The sequence below is a fragment of the Burkholderia sp. Ed8 genome, assembly GCF_040761425.1.
Classification (GTDB): domain Bacteria; phylum Pseudomonadota; class Gammaproteobacteria; order Burkholderiales; family Burkholderiaceae; genus Burkholderia; species Burkholderia seminalis.
In genome coordinates this window covers 2245300-2262955 of record NZ_CP142885.1, presented here as the reverse complement: position 1 = coordinate 2262955, position 17656 = coordinate 2245300, and the positions used below count along the sequence as shown (strand labels likewise).

Here is a 17656-nt window from a genome sequence, read left to right as displayed (position 1 = left end):
GGTGCGTTTGTGTGAAAGGTGTGTCACGACGTTACCGCCGCGCCCCCTCATCTCGTATGGATTAACGCTTGACAGGAAGCAATGACGACAACCTATCCGCTGCACGATGCCCTGACCCGCGCCGAAACGGCGTTTCCGGCCGAAGCCGACGTCGTGATCGCCGGCGCCGGCATCATGGGCTGCGCCGCCGCGTATTACCTGAGCCTGCGCGGGTTGAAGGCCGTCGTGCTCGACAAGTCGCGCATCGCCGGGCAGCAGTCGACACGCGCCTGGGGCTTCGTGCGGCAGCAGGGCCGCGAGTCGGCCGAGGTGCTGCTGATGATGGCCGGCATGCGAATCTGGGAAGGGTTAGAGGAAACCCTCGGTTTCGATCTCGAATGGCGGCAGGGCGGCTGTCTTTATATTGCGGACAACGAAGCGGACTGGTCGTCGTTCAACGCGTGGCTCGCCATTGCGCGTGAGCACGGGCTCGACACGCGCACGCTCACCCGCGCGCAGATCGACGAACGCGTCAGCGGCCTTTCGCCGCAGGCGCGTACGCTCGGCGGGTTGTATACCGCGACCGACGGGCAGGCCGAGCCGCGTCGCGTGGCCGCCGCGTTCGCCGCGCGCGCCACCGAGGGCGGGGCGCGTTTCTTCGAAGGCTGCGGCGTGACGGCGATCGAGACGGCCGGCGGCGCGGTCGTCGGCGTCGCGACCGAGCGCGGCACGATCCGCACGCGGCGCGTGATCTGCGCGGCCGGCGCGACCAGCTTCCGGCTGCTCGACGGCGTCGGCATCCGGCTCCCGCAGCAGGCCGTGCGCGGCACCTGCATGCGCACCAACGTGGTGCCGTCGGTATCGGCGGCGACGGTGTGGGGGCATGGCCTCGGCATCCGGCAGCGCAAGAACGGCGCGATCAACCTCGCCGACGACATGCAGGTCGACGTGGACCTGACGCTCGGCCATTTGCGCGGGTTGAGCCTGTTCTGGCCGGAGTTCTGGTCGCAGCGCGACAAATTCCGGTTGCACGTGAATGCGGCGGCGTGGCGCGATGGGCTTGCACGCATCAACGGCGCGGCCGGGCCGATCGAGCCGCGCGATCCGCAGCCGCAGCCGAACCGCGCGCATGCGCCGCGCGCGCTCGCGAAGCTCAAGGCGATCTTCCCCGCGTTGAAGGATGCGCAGATCGTCGAGGCGTGGGCCGGCCTGATCGACGTGCTGCCCGACGGCATCCCGGTGATCGACGCGCCGGGCACGCCCGCGGGGCTCGCGATCGCAACGGGGTTCTGCGGGCACGGTTTCGCGATGGGGCCGATCGTCGGCCGGCTGCTCGCCGAATGGATCGACACGGGCGCGCCGTCGCTCGACCTGTCGGCGTTTCGCGCGCAGCGCTTCGTCGACGGCACGATGGTGCGGCCGCGCAGCATGCTGTGACGGCCGGGTGCGCGCGTTCCCGTCGTAGAATCGAGCCCGCATCCTTCAGGAGAATCCCCGTTGGCAACGCCCTCCGACCAGCGCCGCTCGTTGCGCATGCGCCTGCGTCGCGCCCGCAACCCGTGGCAGGCGCCGCGTGCGCGCACGCTGTTCACGCGTCCCGCGACGTCGCCGCGGCGCACGCTGCTGTTCCGCATCGGCGCGGTCGCGCTGCTGTGCACGCTCGCGTTCGTCGTGCTGTACCTCGATCGCGACGGCTTGCGCGATTCGACCAAGAGCACGCCGATGACCGTCGCCGATCTCGTGTACTTCACGATGGTGACGGTGGCGACGGTCGGCTACGGCGACATCGTGCCCGTCACCGAGCGGGCGCGCCTGCTCGATGCGTTCTTCATCGTGCCGATCCGCATCGTCATCTGGTTCATTTTCCTGGGCACGGCCTATCAGTTCGTGATCCAGCGCGTCATCGAGGAATTCCGCATGAAACGCCTGCAAAAGCAACTGTCCGATCACATCGTCGTGTGCGGTTACGGCCTGTCGGGGTCGATCGCGGTGCGCGAGCTGCTGGAAAGCGGCGTCGATCCGGCGACGATCATCGTGATCGACTCGCAGCAGCAGGCGCTCGAGGCCGCGACGTCGCTCGGCGTGACGGGATTGCTCGGCGATCCCGCCCATGAGGATCTGCTGCAGCAGGCGCAGGTGCGCGCGGCGAAGGCCGTGATCATTTCGGTGACCGACGATCCGACCGCGATCCTGCTGACGCTGTCGGTGCGCAGCATCGCGCCCGATACGAAGATCGTCGTGCGGATCCAGGAGAACCTGTATCAGCGGCAACTGCGGCAGGCCGGCGCGGACGTGATCGTGTCGTCGACGAAGATCGGCGCGCTGCTGCTCGCGGACGCGGTGCACAGCCGCTACATCGTGCCGTTCGTCAACGACATGCTGTCGACGCGCGGGCGGGCGACGCTGATCGAGCGCGAGGCGCTGCCGCACGAGATCGGCTGCATGACGAACGTCGTGCCGGGCGCGATCGTGGTCGGGCTCGATCGCTGCGGGAAGATCCAGTCGTTCTACGAGGATCCGCCGTGCCGGATCGAGGCGGGCGATACGCTGGTGGTGATTCAGTCGGCGCGGATTCCGGATCCGGATGTTTGATGATTGATTGTTACTGTAAATTCAATTAATTCAATGGGTTGTGGTTGTTTTTCAAGATGGCGTGTCGTTTTTGTCATTGTGTAGGCGTCGTGTAGGCATTCGGGAGTGACATCGGTCTACGTAGATCCTCGTGGAATCGATGCCTCCGAATCGGGTTCGACGGCCGTCAGTCCGAAGCAGCATGTTTTTCAACGATCTTGATAACTTGACCAATCCATTTACATCCGGGTTACGTCTCGATATCTGATGTGGTTAAAGCGATTGCCAACTGTATAGCCCCACCTCCCATGTAGGAGACGTTGGTACAGCCGTTGCACGATGCAAATCGATTCCCAATCGACGTTGGCAATGCTTCTGTCGCTGGCAAAGAGCTGTTGACGTGGTTAGAGCGGCACAAGATGCGAGATCTTTTGTCGCCGCCGCAGGTCACGCGCGCGCTGGGCCTGAACATGTCGCAGATGAACCTGCACTTCGACGGCTACCCCGGCGGGTGCGTGATGACCGTCGCGCTGGACGGAGACGTCAAGTACAAGCTGCTCCGGTGCGTGACGCCGGTGAGCGACGGCAAGAACGTCATGCACATGCTGATCTCCATCAAGAGGGTGGGCGGCGTCCTGCGCCGCGCGACCGACTACCTGCTGTTCGGGCTCCAGACCCGGCAGGCCTCGGGGTACGACGTCAAGATCTGGAACGGGATGAAGCCGGACGGCTGCGGTGCGTACGGCAAATACGACAAGCTCGTGCTCAAGTACCGCGCGTTCTGCCGGGGCTGGGCCGACCGTGTCGGCCGGTAGCGTTGCCGCGGTGATGCCGAGGGCCGCCAGCGGCATCGATATGCCCGATACGCGATGACGAGATGGCCAGATCGCGCCCGATCGGCGATTTTATCGATCGAAGCGAATGCGGGCGTGCTCGCGCGTAGGCACGCCAGTCGCATGTGCCGCGGCGTGGATAAATCGCGGTTAAAGGCAGGCTGTAAGGCAATCGAATTCGGTATTCAAAGCAATCGGTACCCATGGCAGCGCGGCACTGCAAACGTGTGCGGCCATGGTGCGCGTCACGCCTGTTGCGACGCATCGAGGGAGTCGAATGCCATACGCAGGTCATCTTGGGCCGGGATAATCCAGGAACTCCGCCGGTGATTTCGATCTCGGTATGTGGCTCCGGTTCGATTGGGCAACGGCGTCATCCGATCTCGCCGCGAATGTCCGTCGAAATGCCTTCGTCGTCTTTACGATGTCGCATCAAAACATAAATTTATGTAAGAACATAAAATTTATCAATGGGCATGGTAATTTAAAAAAGAAGAACAAACGGGGAAATAATAAGTATGGCCAAGTCGGAAAAAGCATCCGGGTTGATGCTTGTCGCTAGTTTCATCGGCTCTTCCGCGATCAATGGCTGCATTGCGCTGCGCTTGCAGCCATTTGCGGTGCGGGTCTTGAGTGTGCTGGCAATCACGTGCTGTTTTTCGTCGCCTATCGAGGCGAAGTGGTGCCGTCCGGGGCGAAGGCCGAGAGCACGGATTGCTTCGAATATTGCTCGGACATACACGGCATGGGCGCACTTCAAGCCGCCCTCGTACTGGCTGCCGACAAGGCCGCCGGTTTCAGAATCGCCACGCGCTTGCAGATACCGCGTATCACGGACGCGGGCCATCGCAGGCATGGGCGTCGGCAAACGATGAGTGCGCAAACGACCTCCACTTCATCTTGGTTGCTGCATGCACGTGCTCCGATGGAGCGCGACGGCCGCGTGCAGATGGACGGACGTCTGTCGACTTTCGACACCATCCGCTAGGTCTTACCTGTGCTGTGCTGTGCCGGGGCGGCGTGCGCCGGCATTGCTTTACGTCCGGAACGACACGAATTGAATCACCCACCCAGAGCAAGCGCGGCCTCCGTGCTCGCTGTCCGCGGCAGCGTGGCCGCGATCTTGTGCAGCGCGGCGCTTGCGTTCGTTTCGCTGCACGTCATGGCGGCCGATACCCCGGCAGTTCCATCCTCGTCGGGCGCACTACGTGCGAACGTCGCGTTTTTCGACGGCGCGCAGCCGCCCGAGGCGTTGCTGCAAGCGTTCGACGCGGTGGTGCTCGATCCGGCCCGAGGCTTCGATCCGGCAACGCACCCGCTCGCGCACACCGTTTGGATCGCGCACGTACCGCATGACGCGTCGGGCTCGGCCCTTGGGCCGGCTGCGTTTGTCTCGCAGCGCATCGAGCCGCTGTGGGCGCGCGGTTATCGCGGCTTCCTGCTCGACACGCCGGAGGCGATCGCATCGAGTGAGGCAATTCATGCGGCCTATCCCGACGCGCGGCTGATCGTCGGCGGCCACGATGCGCTGCGTGCGGCGCAATCGCATGCGAATGTGCTTTACGCGGTACTCGGTCCGCCGCTGGTACGCGGTTTCGTGGACGGCGACGATATGGGTACGGTACGCGACGTCGCCGCTGCAGACCGTGCCGCACGCGTCGACGCGGCACGGATTTTCATGCGTGAGACGCACGTGCCGGTGTTGTCGATCGAGATCTGCGAGCGCACCGACCGTGCATGTGCACGCGCGACGGCCGCGCAGGTCGTCGCGACCGGCGTGACGCCGTACGTGACGGACGCCCGCCGTGACGTCGTCGGCATCGGTGCGATCGAAGTGCTGCCTCGCAAGGTGCTGATCGTGCAGAACCGCGACGCCGATACGCCGGTGGACGAAACGCGCGGCGTGCGCGACCTCGCGATGCCGCTCAACTATCTCGGCTACGACGTCGAATACGCGGATCTCGACGCGCCGCTGCCGGCCGATATCACCCCGGACCGTTACGCGGGCGTCGTCGCCTGGATCGAAGGCGCGGAGCCCGCCGACCCGGCGAGATGGCGGCGCTGGATCGATGCGCGCATCGCGGATCACGTGCCGGTCGCCTTCATGGGACAGTTCGGTTTCGACGCGGCGCAGGAAGAGGGCGCGGCGCTCGATCTGCAGCCGGTACCCGGCCCGTTCACGGCGCCGCTCAGCGTCGTGACGCGCGATCCGATGATGCACTTCGAGATCGATCCGAGGCCGGATGCGCGCGATCTCGTCGGGATGCGGGTCGGCTCGCGCAGCCGCGTGCTGTTGCGGCTCGCGGCGGCCGGCACGAACATCGACGCGGCCGCGATCACGCCGTGGGGCGGCTATACGCTGAGTCCGTACACGGTCGTTTCGCTGAACGGCATCGGGCAGACGCGTTGGGCGATCCAGCCGATCTCGTTCGTGACCGACGCGCTGCGTCTCGTGCGGATGCCGTCGCCGAGCGTCACGACGGAGAACGGCCGCCGCCTGTTCATGACGCACGTCGACGGCGACGGCTATGCGTCGCGCGCGGAATTCCCCGGTGCCGATTATTCGGGAGACGCACTCTATCGACGTATCTTCACGCGCTACAAAGTGCCGATGACGTTGTCGGTCATCGAAGGCGAAGTGGGGCCGACAGGCCTGTATCCGAAACTGTCGCCGCGCCTCGAGGCGCTCGCGCGGCAGATGTTCGCGCTGCCGTGGGTGCAGATCGGTTCGCACACCTACTCGCATCCGTTCCAGATGGCCGACCTCGATGCGACGACGGGCGCACGCGTCGACCACCGGAACAACGTCGAGCGCGGCAACGGCGGCGATACGGCGTTCTCGCTGGATATCCCGGGCTACACGTTCGATCTCGACCGCGAGATCGCCGGCTCGATCGCCTACATCGACTCGCGTCTCGCGCCGCCGGGCAAGCGTACCGAAGTGCTGCAATGGCCGGGCGACTGCGAGCCGCCCGCGATCGCCGTGCGCAAGGCCTATGCGGCCGGCGTGCAGAACATCAACGGCGGCGACACGATCATCCGCAAGTCGGTGAACAGCTGGACCCATATCGCGCCGCTCGGCATCGACAAAGGGCCGGGCGCTTACCAGGTATACGCGCCGGACCAGGACGAGAACGTTTACACGAACGACTGGCAGGGCCCGTTTTATGGTTTCACGCAGGTACTCGAAACCTACGACATGACGGAGCATCCGTATCGCTTCAAACCGATCGACGTGTACTACCACATGTACAGCGGCACGAAGATCGCGTCGCTGCGCGCGCTGGATCAGATCTACTCGACCGTGCTGACGCAGCCGGTGCTGCCCGTCTACATCACCGATTACACGCACAAGGTGCTGGACTGGCGCGATTTCGCGGTCGCGCGTGAAATGGCCGGCGGCGCATGGGTCGTGCGCGGCAACGGCGACGTGCGCGAGTTGCACTGGCCGCGCAACGACGTGCCGGACCTGCGTGCATCGCAGGGCGTGACAGGTTATGCGCCCGGCCCGGACGGCCTCTATATCCATATTGCCGACGGCGCCGCACGTGTCGTGTTCGAGCGCGCCACGGAGAGCGGACTGCGCGGCGGAGCGCAATCGCATGGCCCGGGCGGGACACCGTACATCGCGCAAGCGAACGGATTCGTCCGGCACTTCCACCGTACCGCCGACGGGATGTCGTTCGAGTTCGGCGGCTACTACCAGCCGTTCGTCGAGCTTGCCGACGCGCAGCGCTGCCGTGTGCGCATCGCGGGCCGACCGATCGATGCACGGCGCGACGGAACGGTTCTCCGTTTCGAAACGGCGGCCGACGTCCGTCTGCCGATGCGCTACCAGCCGGTCGAGATTGCGTGTGACCGGTAATCGCCCGCGTATCGCGCCGCCATGGCTCGTGCTGGTGCTGGCAGGCGTCGTGCTGCTGGCTGGCTATGCGGTTGCACCTCATGACGGGCTGCGTGAGCGGATGGCCGCGGTGGGCGGCCCGAGCGATCTGAGCGCGGCGTATCTCGAAGCATGGTTGAAAGTGCGGCCGCGCGACGAAGCGCTACTGGCGATGCTCGGTGAGCAATATGTGTCGCTGGGCCGGCTCGCGGATGCGGGGCGGGTCGTTCAACGGATGGACGAGGCGGCTTCCCCGCCCCTGCGGCAGGCCGCGATGAAGCTGCAGCTCGCGATCGCGCAGCAACGCACGAACGAGATGCAGGCCGACGATCCGCGCCGTTCCGTTGCGCTTGCCGCACTGCGCCGGCAGATTTCCGATGCTGCCGCGCTCGACTGGTCCGATCGCGATCTCGAATGGTTCGCGCAATCCGCCGCATCGGTCGGTGCCCCCGCGCTCGCGCTGCGGTTCTATGTGCGCCTCGCACGGCGCGACACCGCACATCGCGACAAGTGGGACGGATACGTGTCGCGCTACGCGTTGCAGATCGGCGACTACCAGGAGGCGGCCGACAGCTGGTTCCGGCGTCAGCAGAACGCGACGACGCTCGGCGCGCAGCGTCGCTGCTTCATCGCCGGCATTCGTGTGCTGCAGGCCGGCAATCTGACCGCCGATGCAATCGCGGTTGCGCAGCGCCAGAACGACGCGTTCATCGACGATCAGCCGACGCTTGTCGCGTTGCTCGATCTCGCACGGGCGGCGCAGCGGCCGGACCTGATCGAGCGGTATGCGAAGGCGTTGGCGCGGCGCGCGGGGATCGGCGGGATTGCCTATCGGAGCAGGCGCGCGGAGCGCGTGCTCGCCATGCCGGCGGTTCACCGGTCGGGTTCGACGCAGCAGGCGTACGCCTATCTGGACGGTCCGATGGTCTGGGGTGGCGCACGTCGCGGTCGCGTCGCGCGGCAGCTCCGGGCAGGCCATGACGGCCATGGCCCGTTCATCGATGCGGCGCAAGCGCAAGTCACCGCACCGACGCAACCGCGGGCGCACATCGTGAAGGTCGCGCTGCAACGGCGCGACGCAATGATGCGCTTCGTCGACGCGACGCAGGTATCGAATCATGCGAGAGCCGTGCAACTTCCGTCGCCGCCGGCTGCCGATGGGGCGGACATTGCCGATCTTCTCTATCAGTCGTTCCTGGAGTCCGCCGATCCCGCCAATGCGGAGAAGGTCGCGCTCGCGCAGCTCGCCAAGGAACCGCATTCGGCGCTGTGGCGCAAGCGCCTTGCACAGGTGGCCGAATGGAACGGGGCGTCGCAGCTCGCGCTGAAGTCGTGGCTCGACTATGCGCGACAAACGGGCGACCCCGTCGGCTGGCGGAACGTTCGGCGCATCGCCCCGATGCTGGACGACGACGACGCCTACCTGGCCGCTTTGCTGTACGCGGCACGGGCGACGCCCGACGATCTCAAGCTCGTCGATTCCGTCACCGCAACGTATGAGCGTCTCGGGCGGCCGGACGACGCGATCGCGTTCCTCGACGGTCTGCCGCACGGCCGTGAAGCGAACGCGCTCGACGAGCGCGCCGGTGCGCTCGCGGAACGTGCCGGCCACGATGACGAGGCACTCGCGATCTACCGTCGGTTGCAACGGCGCGAGCCGCGCAATCCGCGCTACGCGCTGCACACCGCCAATGTGCTGTATCGCGACGGTGACTACGCGGGCGCACTCGATGCAATGACGAATGCGAGCCGTTACGCGCAGGACGGCGAAGTGGCGTTCTGGCGCAACTACGGCGAACTCGCGCGCCTGCTGCAACGTGACGACGCGGCGCACGACGCGTATCGTCATCTGCTGGCGAGCGATGCGGCAACGCCCGACGATCTGGCCGACATGTCGTACTTCTACGATGCGTACCCGATCGACGCCGGCCGCATCTCGGTGCTGCACTACCGGCGCGACCATACCGTGCGCGCGCTGCAGCAGGCGGTTTACTACTACACCGCAGCCGGCGCGATGGAACGCATCGACGCGCTGCTCGCGAGCCTCACGCCGCAGGAGCACGAGGCAGCCGAGGCGTCGCCGGGTTTTCTCGGCGTGCGCGCCGAGTACGAGCGGCAAGCGGGCCGTCCGCTCGACGCGTTGCACGATCTGCAGCGTGCGGTCGATCTGCCGGGCGCATCGGTGGATCTGAATGCGGCGCTATTGTGGACGCTGGTCGATTACGGCACGGATGCCGAGTTGCATGCGGCGCTCGTGCGCTGGCGCGACAAGGCTTCGGCTGACGCGCCGCTGTGGGGACCGTACGCCGCGGCCGAACTCCGTCTGAACCGGCCCGTCGATGCGCTCGAATATCTGCGCCGTCAGGCCGTGATGATGTCGCACGATCCGCTGTGGCTGATCACGTACGCCGATGCGCAGGAAATGGCAGGACGTCCGGATCTCGCGTGGTCGATTCGTCGCAAGGTGTGGCTGCAGATCGGCGCATTCGGCCGGAAAGAGGCCTGGCAGACGCCGCGGGAACGGGACGCACGGTCCTCGCCGCCGCGGCGGACGACGCAGGAGCGGCAAGCGTCGCAACCCATCCAACGCGGTGTTCCGGCACGTACGTCGCAGGACATCGAGACGCACCTGGAGCTGCGCAGCCGCGGCGTCGATCTGGCTGCGCAATATTCGAATGCCGACCACGCGGTCGCGCTGCTCGACGAACTGCTGAAGGACGGCTCGGCGGCTGCCGATTTCATCAGCGAACGCCGTACCTTGCTCGGCGATGCACGCGGTCTTTCGCCGCTCGAATCGTCGGCGCGGGGCAGCCCGAAATCGACACGGGACATGCTGGAAAAAGACCGCCGTGCGTACGCCGCGGTCGCGCAGGAGGTGGCGATTAGCTGGGCGCTGTCGCACGAGGCGAATCCGCTGGCGAAGCGGTGGCTCGCGTTGCAGGCGGCGAATCTATTCGCGCGGCCGGCGTCCGCGCAATTGACCGTCGCGCTAGCCGACGGCGACATCGGGACGATGGAACGTCTGCTCGATCAGGGCGTGCACCTGCCGCGCTACGACCGTATCGATGCGGCCGAAGCCGTCGACCGGCCGGCGCAAGCACAAACGCTCGCGTTCGACGGCCTCGATGGCGCGCCCGACGACAGCGAAATGCATCGGCGTTTCGTCGAAACCGCGCTCGCGTGGCCGCAGTCGCTCGACGCGAGCATGACGACCTACGCCGAACGTCCGCTCGATTACAGCGAGCAGACGATCGCGGCAAGCCGCAAGATCGCCGGGCATTACCTGATCGGCATGACCGCCACGCTGGACCTCCAGCGATCGACGGACGCATCGCAACTGGTCAACGTGCCGTCGGCGGACCGCTCGCTGGTGGTCCATGCCCGTCGACAGACGCGCGACGATGCGTTCACGGTGAGTGCGGGCCGCCGCGAAGGACTCGACACCTTCTATACGCTCGGACTCGGCGCGGAATTCGGACGCGACGGACCGCTGCGGTTCGGCATACGTGCGGGTCGCGATCAGGTCGCCGACGAGCTGCCGGCGTTGCGCATCGGCGGGATGAAGGACAACCTGATCGCCGATGGAAACTGGCAGGCGAACGAATGCGTGACGGTGTCCGGCAGTGTCGAGATGGACCGCTTCTACAGCCAGGCGCGCACCTATCTCGGTAGCGGCGTGCTGTCGACCGCGCAGGTGAGCTACCGAATTCGTACGGCCTACCCGGACTATACGATCCGCGTCGTCGGCACGCACGGCGCTTACGGTGCGGGGGGGCGGGCGGACACGCTGATTTCGTCGCTTCTGCCTGCCGCGAGCCGGTCGGCCTCCGCCGGAAACTTCATGCCGGCCACGTACACGCAATACGGATTGTTCGCGGGGTTCGGGACCGATCTGCGCGAACGGTACACGCATCGGTGGCGGCCGTTTCTCGAGGTCGGCGTCGTGCACGATTCGATTCAGGGCGGCGGAGCGGCCATCGATGCCGGCATGGCGGGTTCGGTGTTCGGCGGGGACCACGCGGCATTGTTCATCCAGCACCAGCGTGTATCACGCCTCGGTACCCCTGTGACGGTGGTCGGCGCGCAATACCGCTGGTTTTATTGATTCCGGTTTCCGTCGTTGCGCGGCGCGAACGGAACGACGCACACGATGATGCATACAACGAAGTGAGTAGGGAGTGGTTCGATGAACGAGATGAACGAAGCGGCTGTACGGTCCGGATGGTTGCGCTGCCCGGAGGCAGCCCGGCTCGTCCGTTGGGGCGCGGCGATCGCGATGTCGGCGGCGGTGCTCGCGGGCTGCGGCTCGATGCGCCAGACTGCTGCGCCGACGCTCGCGGCCAGCGATGCGGTGGCGATCGCGCCGATTGCGAACTTCACCGAAACGCCCGCGGCGGGCGGGAGCGCCGCGGCGCTCGCGGCGACCGTGTTGCGCGCGAACGGGCTGGCCGACGTGCGTCTCGCGCCGGCCGACGGAGACGGCAACGCGATGTTCGACACCGCGCAGCGCGACACGGGCGAGCGTCGGCTCGCGTGGGCGCGCGAGCATCACGTGAAGTACGTGCTGGCCGGCGCCGTCGAGGAGTGGCGCTACAAGGTGGGCGTCGACGGCGAGCCGGTCGCCGGCCTGACCTTCGAACTCGTCGACGTCGAGTCGGGCCGGGTCGTCTGGAGCGCCGCGGGTACGCGCAGCGGCTGGAGCCGTTCGAGCCTGTCGAGCGTCGCGAATGCGCTGGTCGGCCGCCTGCTCGCGCCGTTGCGTCCGCGCTCGTGATGCGTGCTCGACACGACTGCACCGGAAGACGACCATGAGCTCCGCGAACGCTACCGATAACCCTCACGGCGGGAGCGGCCCTGCATCGGCGTCGCCTCGATCGCGCCAGACGAATCCGTTCGGGCACCTGAGTAGGATACGCCGTCTCGTCGCGCCGGCCGCTGCGCGGCCGATTTCGGTCGTGGAAACGATCGTGTTCATGCTGATCGTGCTCGCGCTTGCGTGGCACTTCGACCGAAGCGATCCGCTGCTGCTGCATGCGGATTTTCCATGGCTGTGGTTCGGCCCGCTCGTCGTCGCGCTGCGTTACGGGACGCTGCTCGGGTTGTTCGCGAACGCGTTGATGATCGGCGCATGGCAATGCGTCGGCCACCTGCATCCTGCCGCGGCCGGCGAAGTGTGGCCGCTGCAGCGCTTCGCCGGCGGCTTGCTGCAGACGATCGTCGTCGGCCATTTCGGCGACACGTGGGGCGCTCGCGCAACTCGGGCGAACGCGCTCAACGACTATCTGAACGACCGGCTCGTCGCGATCACGAAGAGCCACTACCTGATGCGTCTGTCGCACGAGCGGCTGGAAAAGGATTTGCTGTCGAAGCCGACCACGCTGCGGGATTCGATCACCGAACTGCGCCGTCTGTCGCTCGCGCACGGATTCGATGCGCCTCCGCAGGGTGTGGCGAGCACGGTGCGGCTACCCGGTGCGCACGCGCTGCTCGAATTCGTCGCGCAGGCATGTCAGATCGAGGTGGCGGCGCTGTATCCGGTCGAAGGCGCGACGCAGTCGCCCAGAATCGTGTGCGAACCGGTTGCGCGGCTCGGCGATGCATTTGATTTCGACCCGCGCGACGGCCTCGTGGCCCGCACGCTCGAGACGAAATGCATCGCCCATCCGAAGAGCGGCGGCGACGTGGCGCCGAATACGGCGCTGCTGGTCGCCGCGCCGGTCGTGTGCGCCGACGGTCGCCTGATCGCGTTGCTCGCGATCAAGCGCATGCCGTTTCTGTCGCTGAACTTCGATAATCTGCAACTGCTGCTGGTGCTGCTCGGCTTTTACGCGGACGGCGTCGAGCATGCGGCGTGCGTGCGCGACGTGGTGGCGGCAGTACCGGCATGCCCGTACGAATTCGCACTCGACATCGCGCGTCTGACGCGCCTGCAGCGCGAGTCGGGGATCGCGTCGTCGCTGGTCGCGCTCGTGTTCCAGCACGACGAGGCGGACGATTCGCTGTTCGAGCACGTGATGCGCGGGCGCCGTTCGCTCGATCTCATATGGCCGCTGAAGACGCCGACGCAATCGGTGCTCGTGAACCTGATGCCGGCGACCGATACGGCCGGCGTCGACGGTTATCTCGCGCGCATCGAGGCGAGCTTCGCGGCGCAGTTCGGTCTCGATCTCGAAGGCGCGCGGATCGGCGTGCATACGCTGCATCTGGGCAGCCTCGAACCGGGGGCGGCATTGCAGCGCCTGCTGAAGGGATGCGGCGTTCATGTCTAGGCCGCGATCCGGTTCGCGGGCGCCCGGTCTCGAGCGGCGCGCGTTGCGCGTGCCGCCGGCGTCGATGCTGGCCGCACTCGCGTCGTGCGTCGGCATTGCGATCGTCGCGGCGCTGCAGTATGCCGTGCTCGTGCAGTTCGGCGGGTCCGCCCGGGTGGGGGCGGCGATGACCGTCCTGGCACCGTCGGTTGACCCCCTGTGGCCCGTGTTCGGGGCGATGGTGGCAGGCGGCGCGGCGCAGGCGGTGCTGTACCGGCAGTTGCTGCCGCAACGTTACCGAACTCAACGCAACGGGACGCTCGCGGCGCTCTGGCTCGCCTGTACGTTCGTGCCGGTCGGCGGCGGCCTCGTCGTGCTGGCCAGCTGTGCGTGGGCGGCTTGCTGGCCCGCGAAGCAGGGCGACGACGCATACGCCGACGTGCCTTTGCCCGAGTTCGTCACCTATCTCGTGTCGCGCGTCTCGCACGGCGGCGGTGCGCGTCTGCAGGCGCGTCTCGTGAATACGCGGGTGGCCGCGTCGGATCGGCTCTCCGCGCTGGTTGCGATCCAGAGCATGCCGACGCGCACGACCGGCACGCTGCTGCGCGATCTGCTCGCCGATCCTCTCGAAGACGTGCGGCTCATCGCATACGGCACGCTCGACCGCGCCGAGAACGAGATCGCGCAGAACATCTTCCGTGCGCAGCAGACGCTCGATGCCGCCGACGACGATGCAACGCGCCAGGCGAATCATCGCCGGCTTGCCGAGCTGTACTTCGAGCTGGTCTATCAGAATCTCGTGCTCGGTGCGGTGCACGGGCACACGCGCGAACAGGCCGACCGCCACGCGCAGGCCGCGCTCGCGATCGACGCAGGCGACGCGGCGATGTGGCTCGTTCGCGGCCGCCTCGCACTCGCGACCGGCGACGCGGACGCGGCCGTGCAATACATGAGCCGTGCGCTCGAATGGGGCTTTCCGCGCGAGCGTCTCGTGCCGTGGCTTGCCGAGGCTGCATTCCTGCGTGGCGAGTATCCGCGCACGGCCGAACTGCTCGCGTCGCTCGGCAACGCGGCCGCGCTGCCCGTTCTCAATCCCGTCGTTCGTTACTGGTCGTCATGAAACCGTCCATTCACCGCCGTGCCGGTCCGTCGACCGCGATCGACGTTTGCCTGCTGCTCGAGGGCACGTTCCCGTATGTGCGAGGCGGCGTATCGAGCTGGGTCAACGAGATGATTCGTGCCTACCCGCACAAGCACTTCGCGATCGTGTTCATCGGCAGCCGGGAAGACGACTATCATGGCGCCGCGTACGCATTGCCCGACAACGTCGTCCACTTCGAGTCCCATTATCTGTATGGCGACGTGCCCGCCGATACGGGCAGCGCACGGGAGATTCCCGGCGACGCCGAAGCGTTCAGGCGTTCGGCTGCGCTGCACGATGCGTGGCGCGGGCGGGATGCGGACGGCGTCGTGGCGAATCCGGCTGCGCTGATGGCTGACCTGGTCCAACTGATCGACGACGACGGACCGCTGAACGAGCGGCAGTTTTCCACCAGCCGCGCGGCGTGGGACTTCATCGTCGAGCGTTATCGCCGCTACTGCACGGACCCGTCCTTCACCGACTACTTCTGGACGGTACGGATCATGCACAAGCCGCTGTGGCAGCTTGCGCGGATCGCACGCGGACTGCCGCCGGCGCGCGTCTATCACACCGTATCGACGGGTTATGCGGGCTTTCTCGGTGCGCTGTTGCATTACCGCACGGGCCGGCCGCTACTCGTTTCCGAGCACGGTATCTATACCAAGGAACGCAAGATCGATCTGCTGCAAAGCGAGTGGATCCGCGACAACCGGGGTGCGTTCGAGCGGGACGTATCGGCGATCAGCTATTTTCGCGCGCTGTGGGTGCGTTTCTTCGAAGCACTCGGCAAGCTCGCCTACGACGCGGCCGACGAGATCGTCGCGCTCTACGAGGCCAATCGGCACCGTCAGATCGCCGACGGCGCCGATGCCGCCCGGACGCGCAACATTCCGAACGGCGTCGACGTGGACGGCTTCGCGCCGCTGCTGGACAAGCGGGACGGCGGCCCGCGCCGCGTCGTCGCGCTGATCGGCCGCGTGGTGCCGATCAAGGACATCAAGACGTTCGTCCGCGCGATGTTCATCGCATCGCGGACGATGCCGGAAATCGAAGGCTGGATCGTCGGGCCGGAAGAAGAGGATCCCGCGTACGCGCTGGAATGCCGGGCGCTCGCGCAGAGCCTCGGGCTCGCGACGACGGTGCGCTTTCTCGGCTTCCAGCGGATGCACGACATTTTGCCGAAAGTCGACGTGATCGCGCTGACCTCGATCAGCGAGGCGCTCCCGCTCGTCGTGCTCGAAGGCTTCGCGGCCGGCGTGCCGTCGATTACCACGGACGTCGGGTCGTGCCGGCAACTGATCGAAGGGCTCGGAGAGGATGACCGCGCGTTCGGGCCCGCCGGCGCGGTCGTGCCGATCGCGAATCCGGCCGCGTTCGCGCAGGCGGCGCTCGACCTGCTCGGCGACGCGCAGCGCTGGCAGGCCGCGCAGCAAGCCGGCCTCTCCCGCGTCCGACGCTTCTACACGCGTGCACAGATGATCGACCGGTATCGGGCGTTGTACGATGCGCTCGCGATCGCCCCCGACCGGATGCGCCGCGGGCGGCCGTTCGAAGCCGGCTGCCCGGTACACCATGCAGGTGCGGGCGTGGTTGCATCCGGCTCGCGCAAGGAGGGCCGCTGATGGCCGGCATCGGCTTCGAGTTGCGCAAGATCCTGCGGCAACAGACGCTCTTCGGCGTCGCACGCGCATACGCGTATGCGGGGCTGATCAGCTCCGGGCCGCTGATTCTGTCGATATTCGGAATTCTGATCATCGGCGTGATGAGCGTCGCGTTCGTGATACCCAAATATGCGATCGTCCAGTTTCAGGTGTCGGTGACTTACCTGATCGCGTGCAGTCTGATTCTGACCGGCCCGCTGCAATTGTCGTTCACGCGCTTCATCTCCGACCGGCTGTTCGAGAAGCGCGACGATCTCGTGCTGTCGAACTATAACGGTGTGGCGCTGATTGCCACGGCGGCATCGGGATGTGCCGGCTTCATCGCGGTGGCGTCGGGATTTCGCGGCGAGCCGCTGCTGTATCGGCTGCTGATGGTCGCGGGATTCGTCATCGTCAGCAATATCTGGATCGCGGTGATCTTTTTGTCCAGCGTGAAACAGTACCGGCAGATTCTCGCGGTATTCCTGGTCGGATACGGCTGCACGGTCGCGTTCGCGCTGATGCTGAACCGGCAGGGCATTTGCGGCCTGCTCGGCGGTTTCGTCGCCGGGCATCTCGTCTTGCTTACCGGGCTTTCGGGGTTGATCTACCGAAACTACCGCAGCGATCGCTTCGTCTCGTTCGAGATGCTCGACCGGCGCTTCGCGTATCCGACGCTCGCGCTTGTCGGACTGCTGTTCAATCTCGGCGTATGGCTCGACAAGTTCATGTTCTGGTATGCACCGGGCACGGGTGCACAGGTGATCGGGCCGTTGCGTGCATCGGTGATCTACGACATACCCGTGTTCATCGCGTACGTTTGCGTGATGCCCGGGATGGCGACGTTCCTGGTACGCATCGAGGCGGACTTCGTCGAGTATTACGATGGGTTCTACGAAGCCGTGCGCAGCGGTGCGACGCTGCGGCACATCAACGACATGCGCGACATGATGGTCGGCAGCGTGCGCGCCGGACTGTATGAAATCATCAAGGTGCAGGCCGCCGTGCTGGTGCTGATCGTCGCATTCGGTCACTGGCTGCTGGCGGCCCTGCATATCTCGACGCTGTACCTTCCGCTTCTGCTCGTCGACGTGATCGCCGCGAGTCTGCAGGTGCTGCTGCTGGGTTTGCTGAACGTATTCTTCTATCTCGACGCGCGCCGGCTGGTCGTGGCGCTGTCGACGGCTTTTGTCGCGCTCAACGGCGTGCTGACCGGCATCACGCTATGGATGACGCCGGATGCATACGGCTATGGCTTCGCGCTTGCGCTGCTCGTTCTCGATGTCGCGGCGGTCCTGCTGCTCGACCGCAAGTTCGGCCGCCTCGAATACGAAACCTATATGTTGCGTCATTGAGGAGAT

10 protein-coding genes and 1 pseudogene are annotated in these 17656 nt (G+C 66.2%); 10 read left to right on the top strand and 1 reads right to left on the bottom strand.

Going from position 1 to position 17656, the window contains the following annotated elements; all coding sequences use genetic code 11:
• The first annotated feature begins 81 nt into the window (after nt 1–81).
• The 3 genes and pseudogenes from VXM69_RS10295 to VXM69_RS10285 form a co-directional block, all read left to right on the top strand.
• Nucleotides 82–1416, top strand: coding sequence for an NAD(P)/FAD-dependent oxidoreductase (locus tag VXM69_RS10295; protein WP_367188542.1), 1335 nt, complete (start codon nt 82–84; stop codon nt 1414–1416).
• 60 nt (nt 1417–1476) lie between these two features.
• Entirely contained in the window at nt 1477–2571 is a 1095-nt protein-coding gene (locus VXM69_RS10290; protein WP_034187980.1) for a potassium channel protein, read from the top strand.
• 425 nt (nt 2572–2996) lie between these two features.
• Nucleotides 2997–3365, top strand: a pseudogene (locus VXM69_RS10285) (2Fe-2S ferredoxin); the annotation flags it as partial.
• A 502-nt stretch (nt 3366–3867) separates the two neighbouring features.
• Here the strand turns inward: VXM69_RS10285 and VXM69_RS10280 are convergent.
• Nucleotides 3868–4239, bottom strand: a complete 372-nt coding sequence (locus VXM69_RS10280; RefSeq protein WP_367188541.1) for a hypothetical protein — start codon at nt 4237–4239, stop codon at nt 3868–3870.
• 306 nt (nt 4240–4545) lie between these two features.
• Here VXM69_RS10280 and VXM69_RS10275 point away from each other — a divergent pair, with 306 nt between their 5' ends.
• The 7 genes from VXM69_RS10275 to pelG all read left to right on the top strand — a co-directional run bounded on the left by VXM69_RS10275 (nt 4546) and on the right by pelG (nt 17650).
• A complete protein-coding gene (locus tag VXM69_RS10275) occupies nt 4546–7248 on the top strand; it encodes a sugar ABC transporter (protein ID WP_367189235.1) in 2703 nt (900 codons plus the stop codon).
• The gene (locus VXM69_RS10270) at nt 7151–11371 is read left to right on the top strand and encodes a tetratricopeptide repeat protein (protein ID WP_367189234.1); all 4221 of its coding nucleotides are present in this window, start codon (nt 7151–7153) and stop codon (nt 11369–11371) included. The genes VXM69_RS10275 and VXM69_RS10270 overlap by 98 nt, the downstream gene beginning before the upstream one ends.
• A gap of 171 nt (nt 11372–11542) precedes the next feature.
• Nucleotides 11543–12040 carry a penicillin-binding protein activator LpoB gene (locus tag VXM69_RS10265; RefSeq protein ID WP_080287820.1) on the top strand — a complete coding sequence of 166 codons (498 nt, stop codon included), beginning with the start codon at nt 11543–11545 and terminating at the stop codon, nt 12038–12040.
• Between the two features lie 34 nt (nt 12041–12074).
• Complete coding sequence (locus VXM69_RS10260; protein WP_367188540.1) at nt 12075–13535, top strand: PelD GGDEF domain-containing protein; 1461 nt, start codon at nt 12075–12077, stop codon at nt 13533–13535.
• Between the two features lie 64 nt (nt 13536–13599).
• A complete protein-coding gene (locus VXM69_RS10255) occupies nt 13600–14634 on the top strand; it encodes a hypothetical protein (protein ID WP_059556724.1) in 1035 nt (344 codons plus the stop codon).
• A complete protein-coding gene (gene pelF / locus VXM69_RS10250; RefSeq protein ID WP_367188539.1) occupies nt 14631–16277 on the top strand; it encodes a GT4 family glycosyltransferase PelF in 1647 nt (548 codons plus the stop codon). The genes VXM69_RS10255 and pelF overlap by 4 nt, the downstream gene beginning before the upstream one ends.
• Nucleotides 16277–17650: an exopolysaccharide Pel transporter PelG gene (gene pelG / locus VXM69_RS10245; RefSeq protein WP_367188538.1), complete on the top strand. Its 1374-nt coding sequence runs from the start codon at nt 16277–16279 to the stop codon at nt 17648–17650. Before pelF ends, pelG begins: the two co-directional genes overlap by 1 nt.
• The last annotated feature ends 6 nt before the right edge of the window (nt 17651–17656 follow it).